The sequence below is a fragment of the Cytobacillus sp. NCCP-133 genome (assembly GCF_026011715.1).
Lineage (GTDB): Bacteria > Bacillota > Bacilli > Bacillales > Cytobacillaceae > Cytobacillus.
Window position 1 is genome coordinate 329,043 of record NZ_BRVM01000001.1, and the last position, 18,235, is coordinate 347,277.

The following is an 18,235-nucleotide window of genomic DNA, read 5'->3' on the forward strand; positions in this document are numbered from 1 at the left end:
TTACCAAAGTTGGGTTTTTGTTTCAAACAAAAAGCACTACACATTTACAATTGCCTTATATATTTTTATTATTCAAGTTTTTTCTTGATCAGCTGCTAAATGATCGTTCCATCCATGAATTGTTAAAGCACCAAAATCAAGAAATAAATAATCATGAATCCCTGAATAACTGATTTGGCAGCGACACTGCTTATAAAGCCAATCACTGAACCAAACCCTATTTTGATGGCATCATTTAGATTCTTTTTATTGACCGCAAGTTCGGCAAGGATCGCACCAAGAAATGGCCCGAGTAAAATCCCGAGTACAGGGATCACAAATGGGCCTAATAGGAGGCCGATTGTGCTTCCCCATACACCCGCTTTTGAACCTCCATACTTTTTAACGCCTATCATATTAGCAGCATAGTCAGCTCCAAATAGCAGCAGCACAAAAAGCCCCTGAATCGTCCAAAACAGCCAATTAAAGGGCTCGAAGGAAAAGAGGGCTCCATATAGAATAAAGCCGCCCAATAAAAACAATACACTGGGGATAATCGGAAAAACAAGGCCTGCAAAGGCAAGGACAAATAAAATAATTATTAAAGTCCAATATATAGTTTCCATAATCAGCATCCTTTTTATAAAAATAAAATAAGCAAGGGATATCCCTTGCTTATTTTACCACTTATTCTTCTCCTAAAACAGCTTCGGCAATATTCACCGCATGGTCACCGATACGCTCGAGGTTGCTGACAATGTCCACATATACAATCCCTGCTTGTCCGGAACACAGACCTTCATTCAATCGTAAAATATGCTGCTTGCGAAGTGTTCTTTCCATTTTATCTATTTTTTCTTCTTTTTCAATAACAAGGTGTGCAAGCTTTTTATCATTATGATCTAGAGATGAAAGAGCTTCTTTAACTGTTGAAATTGTTAGGTCAAACATCTCGTTTAAATCATTCATGGCACTTTCAGTAATTTTCACTTTATTAGCCTGCTGATATTCAGCTAGCTCTATAATATTTTCAAAATGGTCGCCGATTCTTTCAATATCCCTTACAGTATCCATAAGGACTGTATGTTCACTTGACTCATTTTCGGATAATGAGCTTGTGGCTAATTGAACAAGATAATCAGTTATCTTTCTGTCAAGGTTATTAATAGCATCCTCTAATTGAGAGGCCATTTGTGAATTCTTCATTTGCTTTTTGTTAAGATATTCTTTTGTCTCCTCCAAGCCTGTGGTAGCCAGGTTCCCCATCCGAAGTACTTCTTCCTTAGCCTGACCTAGCGCAATAGAGGGAGATTGCTCTATAAAGACTGGATCTAAATGTTTAGCTTTATATTCTACAACTGAATCCTGACCAGGAATTAACTTTGTCACAATCAAAGCCAACAATGCGATGAATGGCAATTGAATAATCGTATTAGTTATATTAAAAATTCCGTGCGCAAAAGCGATTGTCATTTCCGGATTAAGACTTAGCGTGCCTTTTAATTGTAAAATCAACGCAGTAAAAGGTTTGAGCAATAGTAAGAATATAGTTGTACCAATTAAGTTAAACAAAACATGTGTTGCTGCTGCCCTTCTTGCTGCAACCGTAGCACCGATTGAGGCAAGAACTGCTGTAATTGTCGTCCCAATATTATCGCCAAATAAGATTGGCAGTGCTGCATAAATATTAACAAGCTCTTGAGCATGAAGCTCCTGAAGAATACCAATTGTAGCACTTGAACTTTGAACTAGAACGGTAAAGAGGGTACCAATAACCACTCCTAAAACCGGATTGGAACTCATGCTGACTGTTAAGTCATGGAATGCTTCTAGCCCTCTTAAAGGCTTCATTCCATCTCCCATTAATTCCAAGCCATAGAATAATGCGCCAAACCCAAAAACAATTTGACCCAGGTTGTGAATCTTTTTAGATTTTATAAAGAAAAGTAAAATTGCACCAACAGCAATAATAGGCAATGCATAATCAGAAATTTTTATTCCAATAATAAATGCAGTTACAGTGGTACCAATGTTTGCCCCCATAATTACACCAATTGCTTGTCTAAGGTTCATAAATCCCGCGCTAACTAATCCAATAGTAAGTACTGTAGTACCGGTACTTGTTTGAAGCAAAACAGTTACAAATATCCCAGCTAATACCCCCATTAGCGGATTGGTTGTAAACCTGTCCAAAATATCTCTCAGCTTATCGCCGGCTGACTTTTGCAGGCCATCCCCCATATATTTGATACCAAATAAGAAAATACCAAGGCCTCCAAGAAACTCAAAAAGCATTTGCTGAACGTTTAGTTCCACAATTATTCAACCCCTATAAGTGTTATTCGACATAATTCATCAAACCCCATACAATTATTAATGAATAGTAAGCAAAAAGTAAAGATGAAATTATTTAAATTTACATTAGCTTAACATTTCTTTTAAATATTACAATTATGTTACGAAATAATAAAACTCTTGCTATTGTTAATTAAGCTGAGTTGCTTGTAGTGATCCCTTTATGCGGCTAAACTATAGGGTGAATCTTAATAAGGGTGTGTCCAAATGAATATTTTTCTTCAATTTTATAAGAGTTTATATTCTCCTAAAGATATCGCTTTATTCAGGCTGCAAGGGATTGGAAAAACCATTTTGTATGTTTTCTTCCTTACCCTTCTATCCATTATTCCAACCGTGTTTTATTCCGGGTCAGCTATTGTGAATAGCTTAAATGCTATAGATGAAACAATTGATACCGAGATGCCGGATTTCAAGATTGAAGATGGACAGCTTGAAACAGATCAGAAAGCGCCCGTAACTGTTAATAAACATGGCTTTGCCGTTATCATTGACTCGACAGGAACAGTAGAGCCTGCCGCCTTATCCAACAGCGACAATACAATTGCTCTTTTGAAAAATGATGTATACATAATTGCTGCAGGACAGAAACAATCCTATCCCTACTCCATGTTGACCAGCGGCACGCTTACAAAAGAGGATTTAGTCGGGTACATGGCTTCTGCTGAATCCCTAGTGCCGGCTATTATTCCCTTAATTGCGACTGTCATTTTTATTTTTTCAGCAGGAATGAGGTTTATTGAAATATCCATCCTTGCACTTGTAGGGCTTCTCTTCAAAAATGCACTGCGGAAAAAGCTTGAGTACCGTCATTTATGGAGGATGTCTGCCTATAGCATTACTTTGCCGGCTGTATTCTTTGCTATAATGGCCGCATTGCAGAGTGCTGTACCAAATGGGGCATTCATCAACTGGTTCGTTTCATTGATTATCCTTCTCCTGGCTATTAAGGAAGTTCTTCAAAAAGATCAAAAAAAAACGGATAATAAATAGAATAAGATAGTTATTTAGGTTCTATCAGTAATGGGACAAGCATACATATTGGTTAAACATGCTCGTTATAGAGAGGTTGGCCAAATATGAAGCGAATTGCTGGAGTACTGCTTTCAGTCCTTGTTGTATATGTTATTTACTATGACTTGAATCATGGCACACTGCCGGCTGGGGAGGAACAGGTCTTAGAGGCAAGCACCCAGCCTGCTGAAACAGCCGGGGTACCTTATTTTGAAAAAAAGGTAAACCCGGGAGAAACAGTTCTTTCTATTGTTGAAATCAATCTTGATGGCCCCATTCCTGTAAGCATGGATGAGGTTATAACAAATTTCTCTGAACTAAATAACGGAATCAAGCCTGAACAGATCCAAGCGGGCCAAACCTATAAATTCCCCAAATATAAGTAAGAGCAGCTAATCTTTATCATCATTCTTGTCAACTGCAGCGGTTCATTGATACAATAAAGTGAACCTTCTTTACAAGCCTTCACAAGCTGTTATATGAATAGATAAAAAGGAGCGAATCTCCATTGAGTGAAATTATACATCGTACTAAAACAAGGCCTGTTAAAGTCGGGCCATTAACCATTGGAGGCAGCAATGAGCTGTTTATTCAAAGCATGACCACGACCAAAACCCATGATGTTAAAGCAACTGTAGCGGAGATAAAGCGGCTTGAGGAAGCAGGCTGCCAAATTGTTCGTGTAGCCTGTCCTGACGAAAGGGCTGCTGACGCCATTGCAGATATAAAAAGCCAAATTAATATACCGCTTGTAGTCGATATCCACTTTGACTACAAACTTGCACTAAAGGCAATTGAAGGCGGTGCAGACAAAATCAGGATCAATCCAGGCAACATCGGGAAACGCGAGAAAGTAGAAGCTGTTGTAAAGGCTGCAAAAGAAAAAGGGATACCTATTCGGATTGGTGTAAATGCCGGCTCCCTTGAAAAACGCATCCTTGAAAAATACGGATATCCAACTGCAGATGGAATGGTCGAGAGTGCCCTTCACCATATCAAAATCCTGGAGGACCTAGATTTCCATGACATCATCGTTTCAATGAAAGCCTCTGATGTTAATTTAGCAATTGAAGCTTACGAAAAAGCTTCAAAAGCTTTTGATTATCCACTGCATTTAGGAATTACCGAATCAGGCACACTTTTTGCCGGCACTGTAAAGAGCGCCGCTGGTTTAGGTGCTATTTTAAGCAAAGGAATTGGAAATACTTTGCGCATTTCCTTAAGTGCAGATCCGGTTGAAGAAGTGAAGGTAGCAAGAGAGCTTCTTAAAGTATTTGGCCTATCATCCAATGCCGCCACTCTAATTTCCTGCCCGACCTGCGGACGCATTGAAATTGATTTAATCAGCATTGCCAATGAAGTTGAAGAATACATCCAAAAAATCAAAGCACCTATTAAAGTTGCAGTACTTGGCTGTGCTGTAAATGGCCCAGGGGAAGCGCGAGAAGCTGATATTGGCATTGCAGGTGCCCGCGGCGAAGGACTCCTCTTCCGAAAAGGGCAAATTGTAAGGAAAGTTCCTGAGGAAACGATGGTAGAGGAATTAAAGATTGAAATTGATAAAATTGCTGAAGAATTTTTGGCAAAACAGGAAGAAGAGAAAGCAAAAACGGAAAGTGTTCAAAAATAGAAAAGAGCCTGGCAAAATTATGCCAGGCTCTTTTCTATTTTTTCTAAAAAAAAGGCAACACAAACATGCCAACAATTATTGAAATAGCCCCAATGCCTATAGCCCAGCCTCCAAGGCTTTCAGATCCTCTTCGGCGTGCTATAAACCCAAGGACAATTCCTGTTGCTCCAAACAAAACCGGCAATACAAACAGTGACAGAATGGACAATGCCAGTGCTGCATAGCCGACTCCCCTGCCAGCAGCCACTGTTTCGCTTTCTTCTTCCCTATCTATCCTTCTATCGTAGACACCGGGCGCTGCGATTTCAGCAGAGGTTTCTTCTGTATAGTCTGTGTTAGCTTCACCAATGCGCTCACTATGCCGGAGATCATACTCTTCATTGCTGCGTTCTTGGTCTGCCATCATGATCCCTCGCTTTCATCTCATTGTTCTTGCAAAGATTGTTAATGGAGCATTTATAGTGTTTGCGATAGGAGTACTTTTTAAGATGTTAATGTTTGACTGTCTGGCAAATGATTGTTCGTTTGCATCCATCAGGACATTTGTTAAGATAAGGGATATATCGATTTAAAGGAGAGCAGCTATATGAAGAAGCGTTTTGGAATAGATATTGATGGGACTGTCACTTGTCCAACATCCATGATTCCATTTTTAAATAGTGCATTTAATCTAAACTTAACACTGGGAGATATTAAGGAGTATGATTTAACTCCGCTGGTTGACATCTCTGAGGAGGAATTTGCCACATGGTTTAAGGAAAATGAGCCTCTCATTTACAGAGAATCCCCCTTGGCAAATGGAGCAAAAGAAATCCTGACAAAATGGAAACATAATCATGAAATATTTTTTATAAGTGCACGAGGATCTCATCTTCAGCAAATTACGGAAGAGTGGTTTTTGCAAAATGCTTTGGATTTTGATCATATAGAACTGATTGGCACTCATGATAAAGTTGAAGCTGCTAAAAAATTTAAAGTAGATATTTTCTTTGAAGATAAGCATGATAATGCTGTCATGATTCATCAGGCTTGCCAAATCCCAGTTATATTATTCGACACTCCCTATAATCAGGATCCTATTCCCGATGGGGTCATCAGGGTTAGAAACTGGCAGGAAGCAAATCAATGGGTTACAAGTTGGCTAAAATAGAAAAAGCATGGAGCTTCTTAGCTTCCATGCTCTTTTTAATTATTGATTAAAAACACTCAGGACATTTCCCATATATTTCAAATTTGTGGCCTGAGACATCATAGCCCTTTAGATTCTCTTGAACCTCTGTCATAGGGCAAACTTCAATTTCTTTCGTCTTTCCGCAGTCCAAACAAATAAAATGGTGGTGGTGATGGTCATTTGAACATGAAAACCGGAAATGCTTTTCACCTGAAAGCTCTGTCATCTCAAAAATATCCAAATCCACAAACAAGGATAAATTTCTGTAAATGGTATCAAAGCTTAAACCAGGATAATTATCTTTCATTTTTTCTAATACATCTTTGGCAGTTAAGTATTTATCACTATCGGAAAATAGCTGCAGCATCTCTTCCCTTTTATCCGTGTGTTTATAGCCTTTTTCTTTTAAAAGCTGCATGGCTTCATTTACATTCATTTCATTCACCTCTTTTTGCTCGATTAAATCACGAATAGAATCTATTTAGGCTGGACGGAGTCCTGAAATTTTCTTCAGCAATATAGTTATGATCAGAATAGAAACTGCCATCATGACAATTGTTCCACCCGGGGCAAGATCAATATAATAAGAAATCGTCAAACCGCCCAATACCGAAATCTCCCCAAAAAGCATGGAAAGGAAAATGGTTTGTTTAAATCCTTTTGCCATTCGGATACTGGCAGCAACTGGCAATGTCATTAAGGAAGAAACCAAAAGAATGCCGACAATTCTCATTGAGGCAGCAATTACAAGGGCCACCATAACAATAAATATAAAATGAACACTTTTTGCAGCAATGCCGGATGCTTTTGCATGTTCTTCATCAAAAGACAGCAGAAACAATTCTTTATATAATAAAAACACTAGTGCTATTACCAATAAGCTTATTATTAATATGGTCCATAAATCGATGCGGCTGACTGCGCTGACACTTCCAAATAAATAGCTGAATAAATCCGTATTAAATCCGTCTGCGAGAGAAATGAATATTACCCCGAGACCGATTCCTCCAGATAAAATAATAGGAATCGCAAGCTCCTGATAATGCTTGTAAACGCCCCTTAATTTTTCAATAAATAAAGAGCCTGCTACAGAAAATGCCATTCCCATATACATTGGGTTTAAGCCGTTCAATCCAATGAATTTTTTCTCGAGGAGCAAGCTTGCAGCAATCCCTGCAAGTGTAACATGGCTTAATGCATCAGCAATCAAAGAAAGCCTTCTAACGACAATAAAAACACCCAGCAATGGTGCAATGATTCCAATTATGATACCGGCAAAGAATGCGTTCTGCAAAAACTCGTAATTTAAAATTGCTTCAATCATCGGCCTGCTCCTCCGTGGTGGTGATGTTCATGGTTGTGAGTCAGGACGTGGACATCATGGCCATAGATTTCAGACATTTCACTAATATTCATGCTTTCAAATTCTGCTGTATTTCCATGGAAATGCAAATTCTTATTTAGGCAAGCAACATGAGTAACTTTATCGGAAATCGTTCCAATGTCATGAGTTACCAGCAAAAGAGTTATACCGAGCCTCTTGTTTAAATCATCCAGCATCTCATAAAAGGATTGGACATTTTTCGCATCCACCCCTACTGTCGGTTCATCAAGGATAAGAAGCTTTGGGTCACTAACCAATGCACGCGCGATAAATATGCGCTGCTGCTGTCCTCCAGATAGTTCGCCTATATTCCGCTTTGCAAACTCCTGCATGCCTACCGAGCCAATTGCCTGCATTACTTGTTCATGGTCCGCTTTTCCCATAAATTTAAAAAGCCCGAGCTTTTTTGTAAGACCGCTTGAGACGACTTCAAAGACCGTTGCCGGGAATCCTGTATTGAATGAATTTGCCTTCTGAGAAACAAAACCAATTTTTTGCCAATCTTTGAATCGGGTTAATTCCTGCCCAAATAATTTGATGCTCCCCTTTTGGATCTTCAGTAATCCAAGCATCAGTTTAAGCAAAGTGGATTTACCTGAACCATTGGGTCCAACTATACCCAAAAAATCCCCTTCATGTATCGTTAGATTTATCTCTTCAAGTACATTTTCTTTTTCATATCTATAAGAAACATGCCTTATTTCAATAATTGGCTGTGTCATTTCATCTCACCTTTAATTTAAGAATGATTCCGATTTACTAGAACAGTATACAGGAACCAGCTCCTAAAGTAAAGAAAGCAAGCTCCTGAGAATAGGATTTGTCTTAGAAAAACAAATTGTCACGAATTCCCATAATCCCTCATAGAGTACATTGGAGGAGTGATGAGGATGAAAATTTTTGAAAACATCATAAATCACAAATTAAGCAATATTACAGCTGATGAATTATTAAAGTACGGTGAGCAATTCAACATCAATATTACAAAGCCTCAGGCACTAAAGATTGCTGACTATTTGCGTGGAAAGCAGATCAATATCTTCAATGATCGTGAACGCACAAAAGTAATAAAGGAAATTGCCAAAATTGCCGGGCCAGAAACAGCACGAGAAGTAAACCGTCTCTTTCTTCAATTTACAAAATAGAACTCAGCAGCATTACTTATACTTAATCTCACAGAAAAAGCTGTGTAGTCGCTACACAGCTTTTTGCCATTCATTTACCCTACCCTAATGGCGTCTAAAAGGTTTTCATCAAATTCCTGATTTCGAAGCATATTGATTTCATACTTGTAAGGCGCTTTTTTATTGTTTTTATCTTCTCCTACATAAGGAGTCTCCAGGATTTTAGGGATATCCTTTAATTGTGGGTGGTGGACAATGTAGTTTAATGCTTTAAAGCCAATATGACCAAAGCCAATGTTTTCATGCCGGTCTTTTCGCATTCCGCGCTCATTTTTACTGTCATTGATATGAAGTACCTTTAAGCGGTCAAGACCGATTATCTTATCGAATTGATTCAATACCCCATCAAAATCGTTGACTATATCATAGCCAGCATCATGGGTATGGCAAGTATCAAAGCATACAGATAAGTGATTATTGTAGGCAACCCCCTCGATGATCATGGCAAGCTCTTCGAAGGACTTTCCGCATTCTGAACCTTTTCCTGCCATTGTTTCAAGTGCTATCTGCACTTTTTCTTCCCCATTTAAAACTTCATTAAGACCTTCAACAATTTTCTTTACTCCTTCTTCCGTACCTGCTCCAACATGGGCACCTGGATGAAGAACAATTTGTCTAGCGCCTATCGCTTCGGTCCGGTCTATTTCAGAACGGAGGAAATTAACACCCAATTCAAATGTGGACGGGTTTGATGTATTGCCAATGTTGATAATATATGGTGCATGGACAACAATATCCATGATTCCATTCTCTTCCATATGTTTTAATCCTGCGATAATATTTAAATCCTCTATTTTTTTTCTTCTCGTGTTTTGCGGTGCGCCTGTATAAATCATAAAGGTATTGGAGCCGTATGATACAGCCTCTTCACTTGCTGCTAACAGCATTTTCTTCCCGCTCATGGAAACATGAGAGCCAATTTTCAGCATGGTGCTTCCTCTCCCTTATTGTATTTATTTACGCTTTATTCTTCTTTCACGCTTTTTAATTTTGTCCATTTCCCACTTCATTTTCTTTTTATAGCCAGGCTTCACTTTTTTCGGCTTCTTCACCAAAGATGAAGCTTTCTTATCTATATCATCTGTTTGCCTTTGGCGGTTCTTCCGCTTATTGCGGTTTTCAAGACTTGCCCATTCCCCTTTTTGCAAATCCTTATGCTGGAATTCAATCCCCATCTTTTCGAGCCTATTTAAGGAATCTTCATCGGAAGTCTCATACACAGTCAGTGCAATTCCTGAAAAGCCTGCTCGAGCTGTGCGTCCTACACGGTGAATATAAAAATCCAAATCAGTCGGAAGCTCATAGTTAATCACATGGCTGATTCCCTTAATGTCAATTCCTCTCGCTGCAAGATCAGTCGCCACGATGTACTGGAACTCAAGATCCAATATTTGCTTCATCATTTTTTTCCGTTCACGCGGGTTTAGGTCCCCGTGAATACGACCGACTTTAAGACCCTTGCTGATTAATCCATCTGCGACTTCATCCGCTTTTTTCTTCGTATTTGTAAAAACGATGGATAAATACGGATTAAAAGAACTCAGTGCTTCATATACCAGATTTACTTTATTGCGATGCCTCGATGGAAGCAGCCAATGTTCAATGTTGGCGGCAGTTGCCTGCTTTGGCTCAATATGCACATACTTTGGATTTTCCATATACTTCTTTAAAAATGGCTTCAGTTTTTCAGGAATCGTTGCTGAAAAGACAAGCATTTGAAGTTTTTCAGGCATTCTTGCGGCAACCTGGTCAACATCCTCGATGAATCCCATATCAAGCATCAGGTCAGCTTCATCTACTACAAGGATTTCTGCCGTATGAACAAACAGCGCCTGCTCCTTTACAAGGTCATTAATTCTTCCAGGTGTTCCAACAACCACTTGAGGCTGTTTTTTCAGCTTTTCGATTGTCCTCTGCTTGTCCGTCCCGCCAATAAACAAGCGTGCTGTTATTTCTTCACCTTCTGAACAGTGATCTGTCACTTTAAGAACTTCATGATAGATCTGGTTAGCAAGCTCTCTTGTTGGAGCGGTAATAATTGCCTGTACCTCCTGGCGGGAAGGTTCAATCTTTTGAAGGATCGGCAATACATAGGAGTGCGTTTTTCCTGTACCAGTCTGAGACTGCCCAATGGCACTTTCGCCTTTAAGCACAGCAGGAATCATTCTTTCCTGTATTTCTGTTGGCTCGTAAAAGCCGAATTCTTTCACAGCTTCTATTATAAATGGCTTAAAATTAAATCGTTCAAATTTCATTTCGTTCATATATAAACTCCTCAGTGATTCAGATCCCTGCTAAGGCTAATAGTGCTTAGAATGGATCTTTTTCATTTATTTAAAAACAGGCACTGCTGATTTCCTCTCAAGGCACTCGCTTTCTGCAACTATGGACAGAGAGCGAAAATCAGCATTGAGCTTTAACATGCTTAAAGTAAAATAGGTTATTCAACTTTGACTGTGTCCAGCTCCGAGCTTTCTTACATCCTGTTATTATAATAAAGTTTCAAGCAAATAACCACTCATACAGGTGTATATATTTTTATGATAGGCTTTTTGAATAATTTTTAACAATTAAATAAGAATCTTCCGCATTATACCTAAACCAAAATGGGATAAACGCATACTTTAATATATGGGTGTATTCCCTCCTGCGATTTATCGTGCAGGTGATAAGTTTTTGAAAGGAGGCAATGAATGATGATGCCAGGACCAAGACCTCCCATGCATAAAGGAATGCCGCCGCTTTCCTTTATGCATCCAATGCAAGGAAGACCTCCTATGGGACCGATGATGAGAGGTGCTCCGGGAAGGCGCCATGGAGGAGGCGGATTGCTTTCTAAGCTATTGGGTAAAGGACATGCACAGGCTCAAGCTGGAATAGGAGCTGCCAGAACAGCAGGAGCAAGGGCAGCAGGAGGTTCACCTGCTGGTGGCAATATTCTCCAGGCAATAAGCAATCCTTCTTCTATTAATGGATTTTTAAATAATACCCAAAAGGTACTTAATACAGCCCAGCAAATCGGACCATTGGTGCAGCAGTATGGACCGCTGGTAAGAAATCTGCCAGCCATGTGGAAGCTTTATAGAGGCTTGAAGGATGCTCCTGAAGAGGAAACTTCAACTGACAAAGTAAAAACAAACACGGATGTTAAGGCGAAAACTGAATCCAAAGCTAAAAGATCCCCATCCCCTCATAAAAAAACAAAACCTATTGCTGAACCAGAGCAGCTGGTCACAAACCGTTCAAGAAGCGGTGAATCCAATCCAAAGTTATATATTTAATTGCAAAGAATGCATAAAGCATTCTTTGTTTTTTATCGTTTATAGAGTTTTTTTATTCTATCTCCATGATAAGTGGTTTTTGTATTATCAAGCTATCTCTTATATAATAGAATAAGCATGCTGGGGAGTTCCTCAGGTGTTTTGTAAACTAGAACTTATACAAATTAAGATAAATGAGCTGTATTTAGGGAGGATTAGCGGATGAATGTTATAAAGATCTCTCCTAGAGGATATTGTTATGGTGTGGTAGATGCGATGGTGATTGCCAGAAACGCTGCACTCGATCCATCGTTGCCGAGACCGATATATATCTTGGGGATGATTGTCCACAATAAACATGTAACAGATGCCTTTGAAGAAGAAGGCATTATCACTCTTGATGGAAAAGACCGGAAAGAAATTTTGGATAAAGTTGATAAGGGGACTGTTATTTTTACTGCCCATGGCATTTCTCCGCAAGTCAGAGAAGCAGCCAAACAAAAAGGCTTAGTAACAATCGATGCGACATGCCCGGACGTTACAAGGACCCATGATTTGATTAGAGAAAAGGAAAAGGAAGGTTTTCAGATCATTTACATAGGCAAAAAAGGCCATCCAGAGCCTGAAGGGGCTGTTGGTGTAGCTCCGCATGCTGTACACTTGGTGCAAACGGCTGAAGATGTTAATGAACTTGATATCCAGGCCGACAAAATTCTTGTAACAAACCAGACAACGATGAGCCAGTGGGATGTTTTCCATGTCATGGATCAAATAAAAGAAAAATACCCTTATGCAGAGTTTCATAAAGAGATTTGCATGGCAACACAAGTACGTCAGGAAGCTGTTGCAGAACAAGCTGGCCAGGCAGATGTCCTTATTGTTGTCGGGGATCCTAAGAGCAATAACTCTAACCGTCTTGCTCAGGTTTCTGAAGAAATAGCAGGGACGAAGGCATACAGGATTGCCGATATTACTGAGCTTGATGTCAATTGGCTAAAAGACGCATCCACAGCAGCGGTCACTGCAGGTGCATCGACACCTACACCCATTACAAAGGAAGTCATTGCGTTTCTTGAACAATTTGATCACAGCGATGAATCCACATGGACACGCGAGAAAAAAGTACCTTTGAATAAGATACTTCCTAAAGTAAAAAAGCCTGCTAAGTTATAATGATAAAGAACCGGTCCCAAAAGGCAGCCGGTTCTTTTCTTCTAGATCACAAAAATTTAAAAGGGTCCGTATGAATCTCTGATGGAAAAACGAATACATCAACCCCCTTTTCCGCACAGAGCATTTCCATTTTTTTTGCAACTCCTCTTTTCATCACCTTTTCCACATTATGGCCTGGATCAACAATATTAAGACCCAACAGCATAGCATCCTGTGCAACATGGTAATACATATCACCAGTTACATACACATCTGCACCCTTCATTTTAGCGGACATAAAATACTTATTTCCATCTCCGCCTAAAACAGCCACTTTCTTCACTTTCGAGGCAAGATTACCCACGACACGGACTCCATCTACTGCTAACGTTGTTTTTACATGTTTGGCAAACTCTTCAAGAGTCATCTCTGGGATTTCTCCTATTTTACCAAGACCTAAAACCTCGCCTTTATTATCAAGCTTATATATATCGTATGCTACTTCCTCATAAGGATGGTTCTTGAACATGGCAGAGAGTACTCTTTTTTCCAAATGTTCTGGAAAGATAGTTTCAATCCGAACTTCATTGACTGATTCAAGCTTTCCTTGCTGGCCAATGTGCGGAATTGCTTCTTCATTTGGCTTAAACTGACCGGTCCCTGTGGAAGCAAATGTACAATGGCTGTAATTACCGATGGAGCCTGCGCCCGCATTTCCAAGAGCCTGCTTTAAAGACTCTGCGTTTTCTTCAGGCACAAACACAGCCAGCTTTTTCAAAATCGTTTCATATGTAGGAACTAAAACTTCTCGATTAGTTAGCTGCAAAGCATCAGCAAGCATATCGTTAACCCCGCCTTTGGCTACATCCAGATTAGTATGCGCTGCATAAACGGCAATATCATGCTTTATAAGCTTCTCAATGATCCTTCCTGATGGAGTATCTGTAGAAATTTTTTGCAATGGACGGTAGATAAGCGGATGATGCGCTATAATCAGCTGCACATTTTTTTCAATTGCCTCATCCACAACTTCTTCCAGTACATCCAGGGCAATCATTACATTAGTAACAGGGGTATTTAAGTTCCCGATTTGCAGGCCAATTTTGTCTCCTTCCATCGCATATCCTTTGGGAGAGAACTGCTCGAATAATTGGATGATTTCATGCCCATTCCTTTTTTTCACTGGTTCAGGACCTCCTCTACCATTTTTATTTTCTGCCTTAATTCCTGCTTTCTTTTTTCTGTCTCTTCTGTCTGGGCTGCCTTCTCAAGCTGCATTAGGATCCGTTCCCAATTTTTCAATTCACCCAGCCATTTATCCCGAAATACAATTGATTTTTCCTCCATCAAAAATGGCCCCATTAGCAAACCTTGATCTGCATTTTTATAAGGCTTTAAAGGTTCCCCTTTTTCAGCAGCCAGAATTTCATAAATTTTCCCATCTTCTTCAAGAATTTCTTCTGCTATAAGCTCCCAGCCATGTTTTAAAAGCCAGTTCCTTATTGAAACCGCACTTAAATTTGGCTGCAGGATAAGCCTTTGAACTGTATCAAGCTTGTTCTTTCCTTCTTCTAGGATGGTTGCAATTAAAGTGCCGCCCATACCCGCTATTGTAATGCAGTCTACTTCACCCAGTTTGATTACTTCTAGTCCATTTCCTTTGCGGACCGATATCTGATTCTCAAGGCCTTCGATTTCCACTTGTTTTTTAGCCGATTGATAAGGTCCTTCTACCACTTCACCTGCAATAGCAAATGGGACAATGCCTTTTTTTACAGCATAGCATGGCAAATACGCATGGTCCGATCCGATGTCAGCTACGCGTGTGCCCATTGGTATATATTTTGTAACAGCTTCAAGCCGATTTGATAATTTTTCCGTATTCATTTTTTCACCACTTATCAATGTATTAAAAAGCATTTAGCTCCCCGCGTCCTGCTTTAGAAGCGGAATAGCTAAGAAATGCACAGGGCACCTTGACCACGAAGGAACGAAGACTAAGAATGCCACGTCCTGTGGCAACGTCTGCATGACCCCCATCTTCCCAAAAGCTGCCGCTTTCGGTCGTGCGATGTTTATTCTCAAAAAAAGCTACCGCTTTTTTCTTCGTGCCAAAGGATTTGCTGACGAAGCCTTCCTCGTCCTGCGGGCCTCAGGCATAAGACAAGCCCTGCAAGAAGGTGTTCATTCCTTCTGGAAGGGATTGGCTTATAACCCCGAATCCCTAGGAGCCGCAAACAAGTTTGTGACCTCGAAGGAGTAAGCGCCTGGAGCTAGACAGTTCTCTAAGTTCAAAGGGATCTAAATTCTTTTATCATAAAAAAGCTATCGTACATTTACGACAGCCTTTCTTATAGTATAAAAAAAGTCCTTTACATATGCAAAGGACTTTCATTATTGGTTTTACTTAAGGCCAGCTAACCACTCTGCCATTTCTGCAGCCTTATCTTGCGGCACTAACCCTGGAGGCATAGAGCCTTTACCATTCACAACAATATTAGCGATTTCGTCTTGTGATAATTTTTCACCTACACCAACAAGTGATGGTCCAACTCCACCTTGATATTGGTCTCCGTGACAACCAATACAGCTCTTCTGGTAAATTTCCTCAGGGGTAGCAGCTGCAGTTTCTTCAGTTTCAGCACCGCTGCCTTCCTGTTCTTTTGCAAGGTCTTCCATATCGCCTAGGCCTTTAAAAGAAACAAGGAACATTGCGACTACACCAAAAACCATAATTAAAACAAATGGAATGATTGGATTGCGATTCATGACTTAACCTCCCTTATGTAAGCACATTTCAGTTTAAGTAAGTATACAAACAATTTCTATTTTACTTTAAAAAGGGCTGAAGGAAAAGCCCTAAAGTAAACTTTGTCATATCTTGTTCATAAATTGGACAAAAACTCCATCCTGGGGATGGAGTTTTTTATAAATTGGACTAATATTTTATTTAAGGACCTGTCGAAGGTATGTGTTGATCTCCGCTTCAGGCACTCAGCGAACGCGGGCTTCCGGGAGCCTCCTCAGCGTTGCAAGTCCTGTGGGGTCTCCCACTGGATTTCGAATTTTAACACCCAATTTGACGCGCTATAACCATCCTCTGCACTTCAGAAGTACCTTCGCCAATCTCAGTAAGCTTTCCATCTCTCATGTATCTTTCCACATGATAGTCTTTCATATACCCGTATCCTCCGTGAATTTGGACTGCCTGATCGGCTATTTCCATACAAACCTCAGAAGCGTACAGCTTACACATTGAGGCTTCTTTTGCAAAAGGCCTGCCCTGATCTTTAAGCCATGCTGCTTTATAAACCATATTTCTTGCTAATTCAATTTTCATTGCCATGTCAGCAAGCTTAAACTGGATCGCCTGGAAGTTTGATAGAGAACGGCCAAATTGCTGGCGCTCTTTAGCATATTGCAGGGCTTTTTCATAGGCAGCTTGTGCAATTCCTAAAGCCATTGCACCAATTCCAATGCGCCCCCCGTCCAAGGTGATAAGGAATTGTTTAAATCCTTCACTTTTTTTGCCGAGCAAGTGCTCAGTCGGAACGCGCACATCTTCTAGAACAAGTTCAGTTGTATTCGAAGCATTTAGCCCCATCTTTTCATAATTATCTATGACAGTAAATCCCTCTGAGTCCGTTGGAACAATGATGGCACTAATTTCTTTTTTGCCATCTTTCTCGCCCGTAACCGCCGTTAAAGCCAAATGCTTAGCATAGCTGGCATTCGTAATGAAGCACTTATTCCCATTGATAATAAATTCTCCATCCTTCTCTGCAGCAGTTGTTCTTGTGCCGCCAGCATCTGAGCCAGCATTTGGTTCAGTCAATCCGAAAGCGCCAAATGATTCCCCGGTGCAAATTGGCACAAGATATTTTTGCTTCTGTTCCTCTGTGCCAAAAAGATGAAGCGGTGCACCCCCAAGTGAGATATGGGCTGAATACGTAATACCTGTTGATGCACAAGCCCTGCTTAGCTCTTCAGTAACAATCGCAAAGCTTACAGTGTCTGCTCCAGCTCCCCCGTATTCCTCAGGAAAAGGAAGTCCCATCAAACCAAGATCAGCCATTTTTTTAAAGACCTCTAAGGGAAACTCTTTTGTCCGGTCTCTTTCAAGAGCTCCTGGTGCAACTTCTTCTTCAGCAAATTCCCTGATTGTTTTCAAGATCATATTCTGTTCTGCAGTTAAATCAAAGTTCATTGATATCCCCCTCAATGTTTCTGTATCCGCTTTCATAACTATTATATAAGGGATGTATAAGTTTTCTCAACATTTAAAAACTTTTTAAAATAATTTATTATATGAATATAGAAATAAAAATGACTATCAAGCCTAAAATACTGGAAACCGCAAAATAGTGTATCCTCAGTTTCCATCCGGCAGCAAGCCATAGCAAACTATTTATAATCAAAGTACAGAAAAGCATCAACGGTATATCTCCGTATTTAACCGAAACAAATTCAACTGATCCGTTCAGCAAAATAAAAGCAGCTGAAATGATCGGAATATGGTACGATAATCTTTTTGCAGAAAAATAAAAAACTGCAAAAATCCCAGCAAAAACAAAAAGGAATAAAATGACGGTTTGCAAAATTATAGACAATTCAGTAAAATGAATTAAAAACACAGAAACTGGAATAAGCAGCAAGAAAAAAAGATTTATAAAAAGTAAGGTCTTTCCTTTTTTCTCTTTTCTTGTGTCCTTCGGCTGATTCCCTTCCGTGTATAGTGCTAATAGGTAGTCACAATATTGATCAGGGAGCATTCGGCTTTTCTTCCAAAATAATAACTCATTCACAATGATCTGTTTTCTGCTTTCATTCAAATTTAAGCACATCCATTCGGCCAGTCAGGATAATAATTTTATTCAGAAAAGCGCAAGGCGCCTTGACCATGAAGGAACGCAGACTAAGGCGCCACGTCCTGTGGCAACATCTGCATGACCCCCATCCTCCCAAAAGCTGCTGCTTTCGGTCGTGCGATGTTTATCCTCAAAAAAAGCTACCGCTTTTTTCTTCGTGCCAAAAGATTTGCTGACGAAGCATTCCTTGTCCTGGAGGCCTCAAGAACAAGCCGAGCCTCACGGAAACACGTCCTTT

The 18,235-nt window shown here is 39.9% G+C and carries 20 protein-coding genes; 7 read left to right on the forward strand and 13 right to left on the reverse strand.

Annotated features, from left to right (window positions below):
• Window positions 1-122: 122 nt before the first annotated feature.
• Both NCCP133_RS01755 and NCCP133_RS01760 read right to left on the reverse strand, forming a co-directional pair.
• Window positions 123-605: a DUF456 domain-containing protein gene (locus tag NCCP133_RS01755; protein WP_264803242.1), complete on the reverse strand. Its 483-nt coding sequence runs from the start codon at window positions 603-605 to the stop codon at window positions 123-125.
• Between the two features lie 61 nt (window positions 606-666).
• Complete coding sequence (locus NCCP133_RS01760) at window positions 667-2,274, reverse strand: Na/Pi cotransporter family protein (protein ID WP_442874235.1); 1,608 nt, start codon at window positions 2,272-2,274, stop codon at window positions 667-669.
• Between the two features lie 267 nt (window positions 2,275-2,541).
• Between NCCP133_RS01760 and NCCP133_RS01765 the strand changes: the two genes are divergently transcribed.
• The 3 genes from NCCP133_RS01765 (at window position 2,542) to ispG (ending at window position 4,978) form a co-directional block, all read left to right on the forward strand.
• Window positions 2,542-3,327 carry a DUF1189 domain-containing protein gene (locus NCCP133_RS01765; protein ID WP_264803244.1) on the forward strand — a complete coding sequence of 262 codons (786 nt, stop codon included), beginning with the start codon at window positions 2,542-2,544 and terminating at the stop codon, window positions 3,325-3,327.
• Between the two features lie 86 nt (window positions 3,328-3,413).
• Window positions 3,414-3,734 (forward strand): hypothetical protein, encoded by a 321-nt coding sequence (locus tag NCCP133_RS01770; RefSeq protein WP_264803245.1) that lies wholly within the window; start codon window positions 3,414-3,416, stop codon window positions 3,732-3,734.
• Between the two features lie 131 nt (window positions 3,735-3,865).
• Entirely contained in the window at window positions 3,866-4,978 is a 1,113-nt protein-coding gene (gene ispG / locus NCCP133_RS01775; RefSeq protein WP_331490978.1) for a flavodoxin-dependent (E)-4-hydroxy-3-methylbut-2-enyl-diphosphate synthase, read from the forward strand.
• A 43-nt stretch (window positions 4,979-5,021) separates the two neighbouring features.
• Here the strand turns inward: ispG and NCCP133_RS01780 are convergent, their stop codons facing one another.
• Window positions 5,022-5,381 (reverse strand): DUF4190 domain-containing protein, encoded by a 360-nt coding sequence (locus NCCP133_RS01780; protein WP_264803247.1) that lies wholly within the window; start codon window positions 5,379-5,381, stop codon window positions 5,022-5,024.
• Between the two features lie 183 nt (window positions 5,382-5,564).
• On the opposite strand from NCCP133_RS01780, the gene NCCP133_RS01785 reads away from it, so the two are divergent.
• Window positions 5,565-6,128 (forward strand): 5' nucleotidase, NT5C type, encoded by a 564-nt coding sequence (locus NCCP133_RS01785; RefSeq protein WP_264803248.1) that lies wholly within the window; start codon window positions 5,565-5,567, stop codon window positions 6,126-6,128.
• A gap of 46 nt (window positions 6,129-6,174) precedes the next feature.
• Here the strand turns inward: NCCP133_RS01785 and NCCP133_RS01790 are convergent, their stop codons facing one another.
• Genes NCCP133_RS01790 through NCCP133_RS01800 form a run of 3 tightly spaced genes read right to left on the reverse strand, consistent with a single transcriptional unit; the run spans window position 6,175 to window position 8,255 of the window.
• A complete protein-coding gene (locus tag NCCP133_RS01790; protein WP_264803249.1) occupies window positions 6,175-6,585 on the reverse strand; it encodes a Fur family transcriptional regulator in 411 nt (136 codons plus the stop codon).
• A 45-nt stretch (window positions 6,586-6,630) separates the two neighbouring features.
• Entirely contained in the window at window positions 6,631-7,473 is an 843-nt protein-coding gene (locus NCCP133_RS01795; RefSeq protein WP_264803250.1) for a metal ABC transporter permease, read from the reverse strand.
• Window positions 7,470-8,255 carry a metal ABC transporter ATP-binding protein gene (locus NCCP133_RS01800; protein WP_264803251.1) on the reverse strand — a complete coding sequence of 262 codons (786 nt, stop codon included), beginning with the start codon at window positions 8,253-8,255 and terminating at the stop codon, window positions 7,470-7,472. The genes NCCP133_RS01795 and NCCP133_RS01800 overlap by 4 nt, the downstream gene beginning before the upstream one ends.
• A gap of 168 nt (window positions 8,256-8,423) precedes the next feature.
• On the opposite strand from NCCP133_RS01800, the gene NCCP133_RS01805 reads away from it, so the two are divergent.
• Entirely contained in the window at window positions 8,424-8,678 is a 255-nt protein-coding gene (locus NCCP133_RS01805) for a DUF2624 domain-containing protein (RefSeq protein ID WP_264803252.1), read from the forward strand.
• A gap of 74 nt (window positions 8,679-8,752) precedes the next feature.
• Here the strand turns inward: NCCP133_RS01805 and NCCP133_RS01810 are convergent, their stop codons facing one another.
• The gene (locus NCCP133_RS01810) at window positions 8,753-9,646 is read right to left on the reverse strand and encodes a deoxyribonuclease IV (protein WP_264803253.1); all 894 of its coding nucleotides are present in this window, start codon (window positions 9,644-9,646) and stop codon (window positions 8,753-8,755) included.
• Window positions 9,647-9,670: 24 nt separating this feature from the next.
• Window positions 9,671-10,981 (reverse strand): DEAD/DEAH box helicase, encoded by a 1,311-nt coding sequence (locus tag NCCP133_RS01815; protein WP_264803254.1) that lies wholly within the window; start codon window positions 10,979-10,981, stop codon window positions 9,671-9,673.
• 429 nt (window positions 10,982-11,410) lie between these two features.
• On the opposite strand from NCCP133_RS01815, the gene NCCP133_RS01820 reads away from it, so the two are divergent.
• Both NCCP133_RS01820 and NCCP133_RS01825 read left to right on the forward strand, forming a co-directional pair.
• On the forward strand, window positions 11,411-11,998 hold the full coding sequence (locus NCCP133_RS01820; protein ID WP_264803255.1) for a YqfQ family protein: 588 nt from the start codon (window positions 11,411-11,413) through the stop codon (window positions 11,996-11,998).
• Window positions 11,999-12,199: 201 nt separating this feature from the next.
• Window positions 12,200-13,150 carry a 4-hydroxy-3-methylbut-2-enyl diphosphate reductase gene (locus tag NCCP133_RS01825; RefSeq protein ID WP_264803256.1) on the forward strand — a complete coding sequence of 317 codons (951 nt, stop codon included), beginning with the start codon at window positions 12,200-12,202 and terminating at the stop codon, window positions 13,148-13,150.
• A 46-nt stretch (window positions 13,151-13,196) separates the two neighbouring features.
• Here NCCP133_RS01825 and NCCP133_RS01830 read toward each other — a convergent pair whose 3' ends face one another.
• The 5 genes from NCCP133_RS01830 to NCCP133_RS01850 all read right to left on the reverse strand — a co-directional run bounded on the left by NCCP133_RS01830 (window position 13,197) and on the right by NCCP133_RS01850 (window position 17,961).
• Entirely contained in the window at window positions 13,197-14,312 is a 1,116-nt protein-coding gene (locus NCCP133_RS01830) for a Nif3-like dinuclear metal center hexameric protein (protein WP_264803257.1), read from the reverse strand.
• Window positions 14,309-15,016, reverse strand: coding sequence for a tRNA (adenine(22)-N(1))-methyltransferase (locus tag NCCP133_RS01835; RefSeq protein ID WP_264803258.1), 708 nt, complete (start codon window positions 15,014-15,016; stop codon window positions 14,309-14,311). Before NCCP133_RS01835 ends, NCCP133_RS01830 begins: the two co-directional genes overlap by 4 nt.
• Window positions 15,017-15,532: 516 nt before the next feature.
• Window positions 15,533-15,898, reverse strand: a complete 366-nt coding sequence (gene cccA / locus NCCP133_RS01840) for a cytochrome c550 (RefSeq protein WP_264803259.1) — start codon at window positions 15,896-15,898, stop codon at window positions 15,533-15,535.
• Between the two features lie 298 nt (window positions 15,899-16,196).
• On the reverse strand, window positions 16,197-17,336 hold the full coding sequence (locus tag NCCP133_RS01845; RefSeq protein WP_264803260.1) for an acyl-CoA dehydrogenase family protein: 1,140 nt from the start codon (window positions 17,334-17,336) through the stop codon (window positions 16,197-16,199).
• Between the two features lie 97 nt (window positions 17,337-17,433).
• Window positions 17,434-17,961, reverse strand: coding sequence for a hypothetical protein (locus NCCP133_RS01850; protein WP_264803261.1), 528 nt, complete (start codon window positions 17,959-17,961; stop codon window positions 17,434-17,436).
• Window positions 17,962-18,235: the final 274 nt, after the last annotated feature.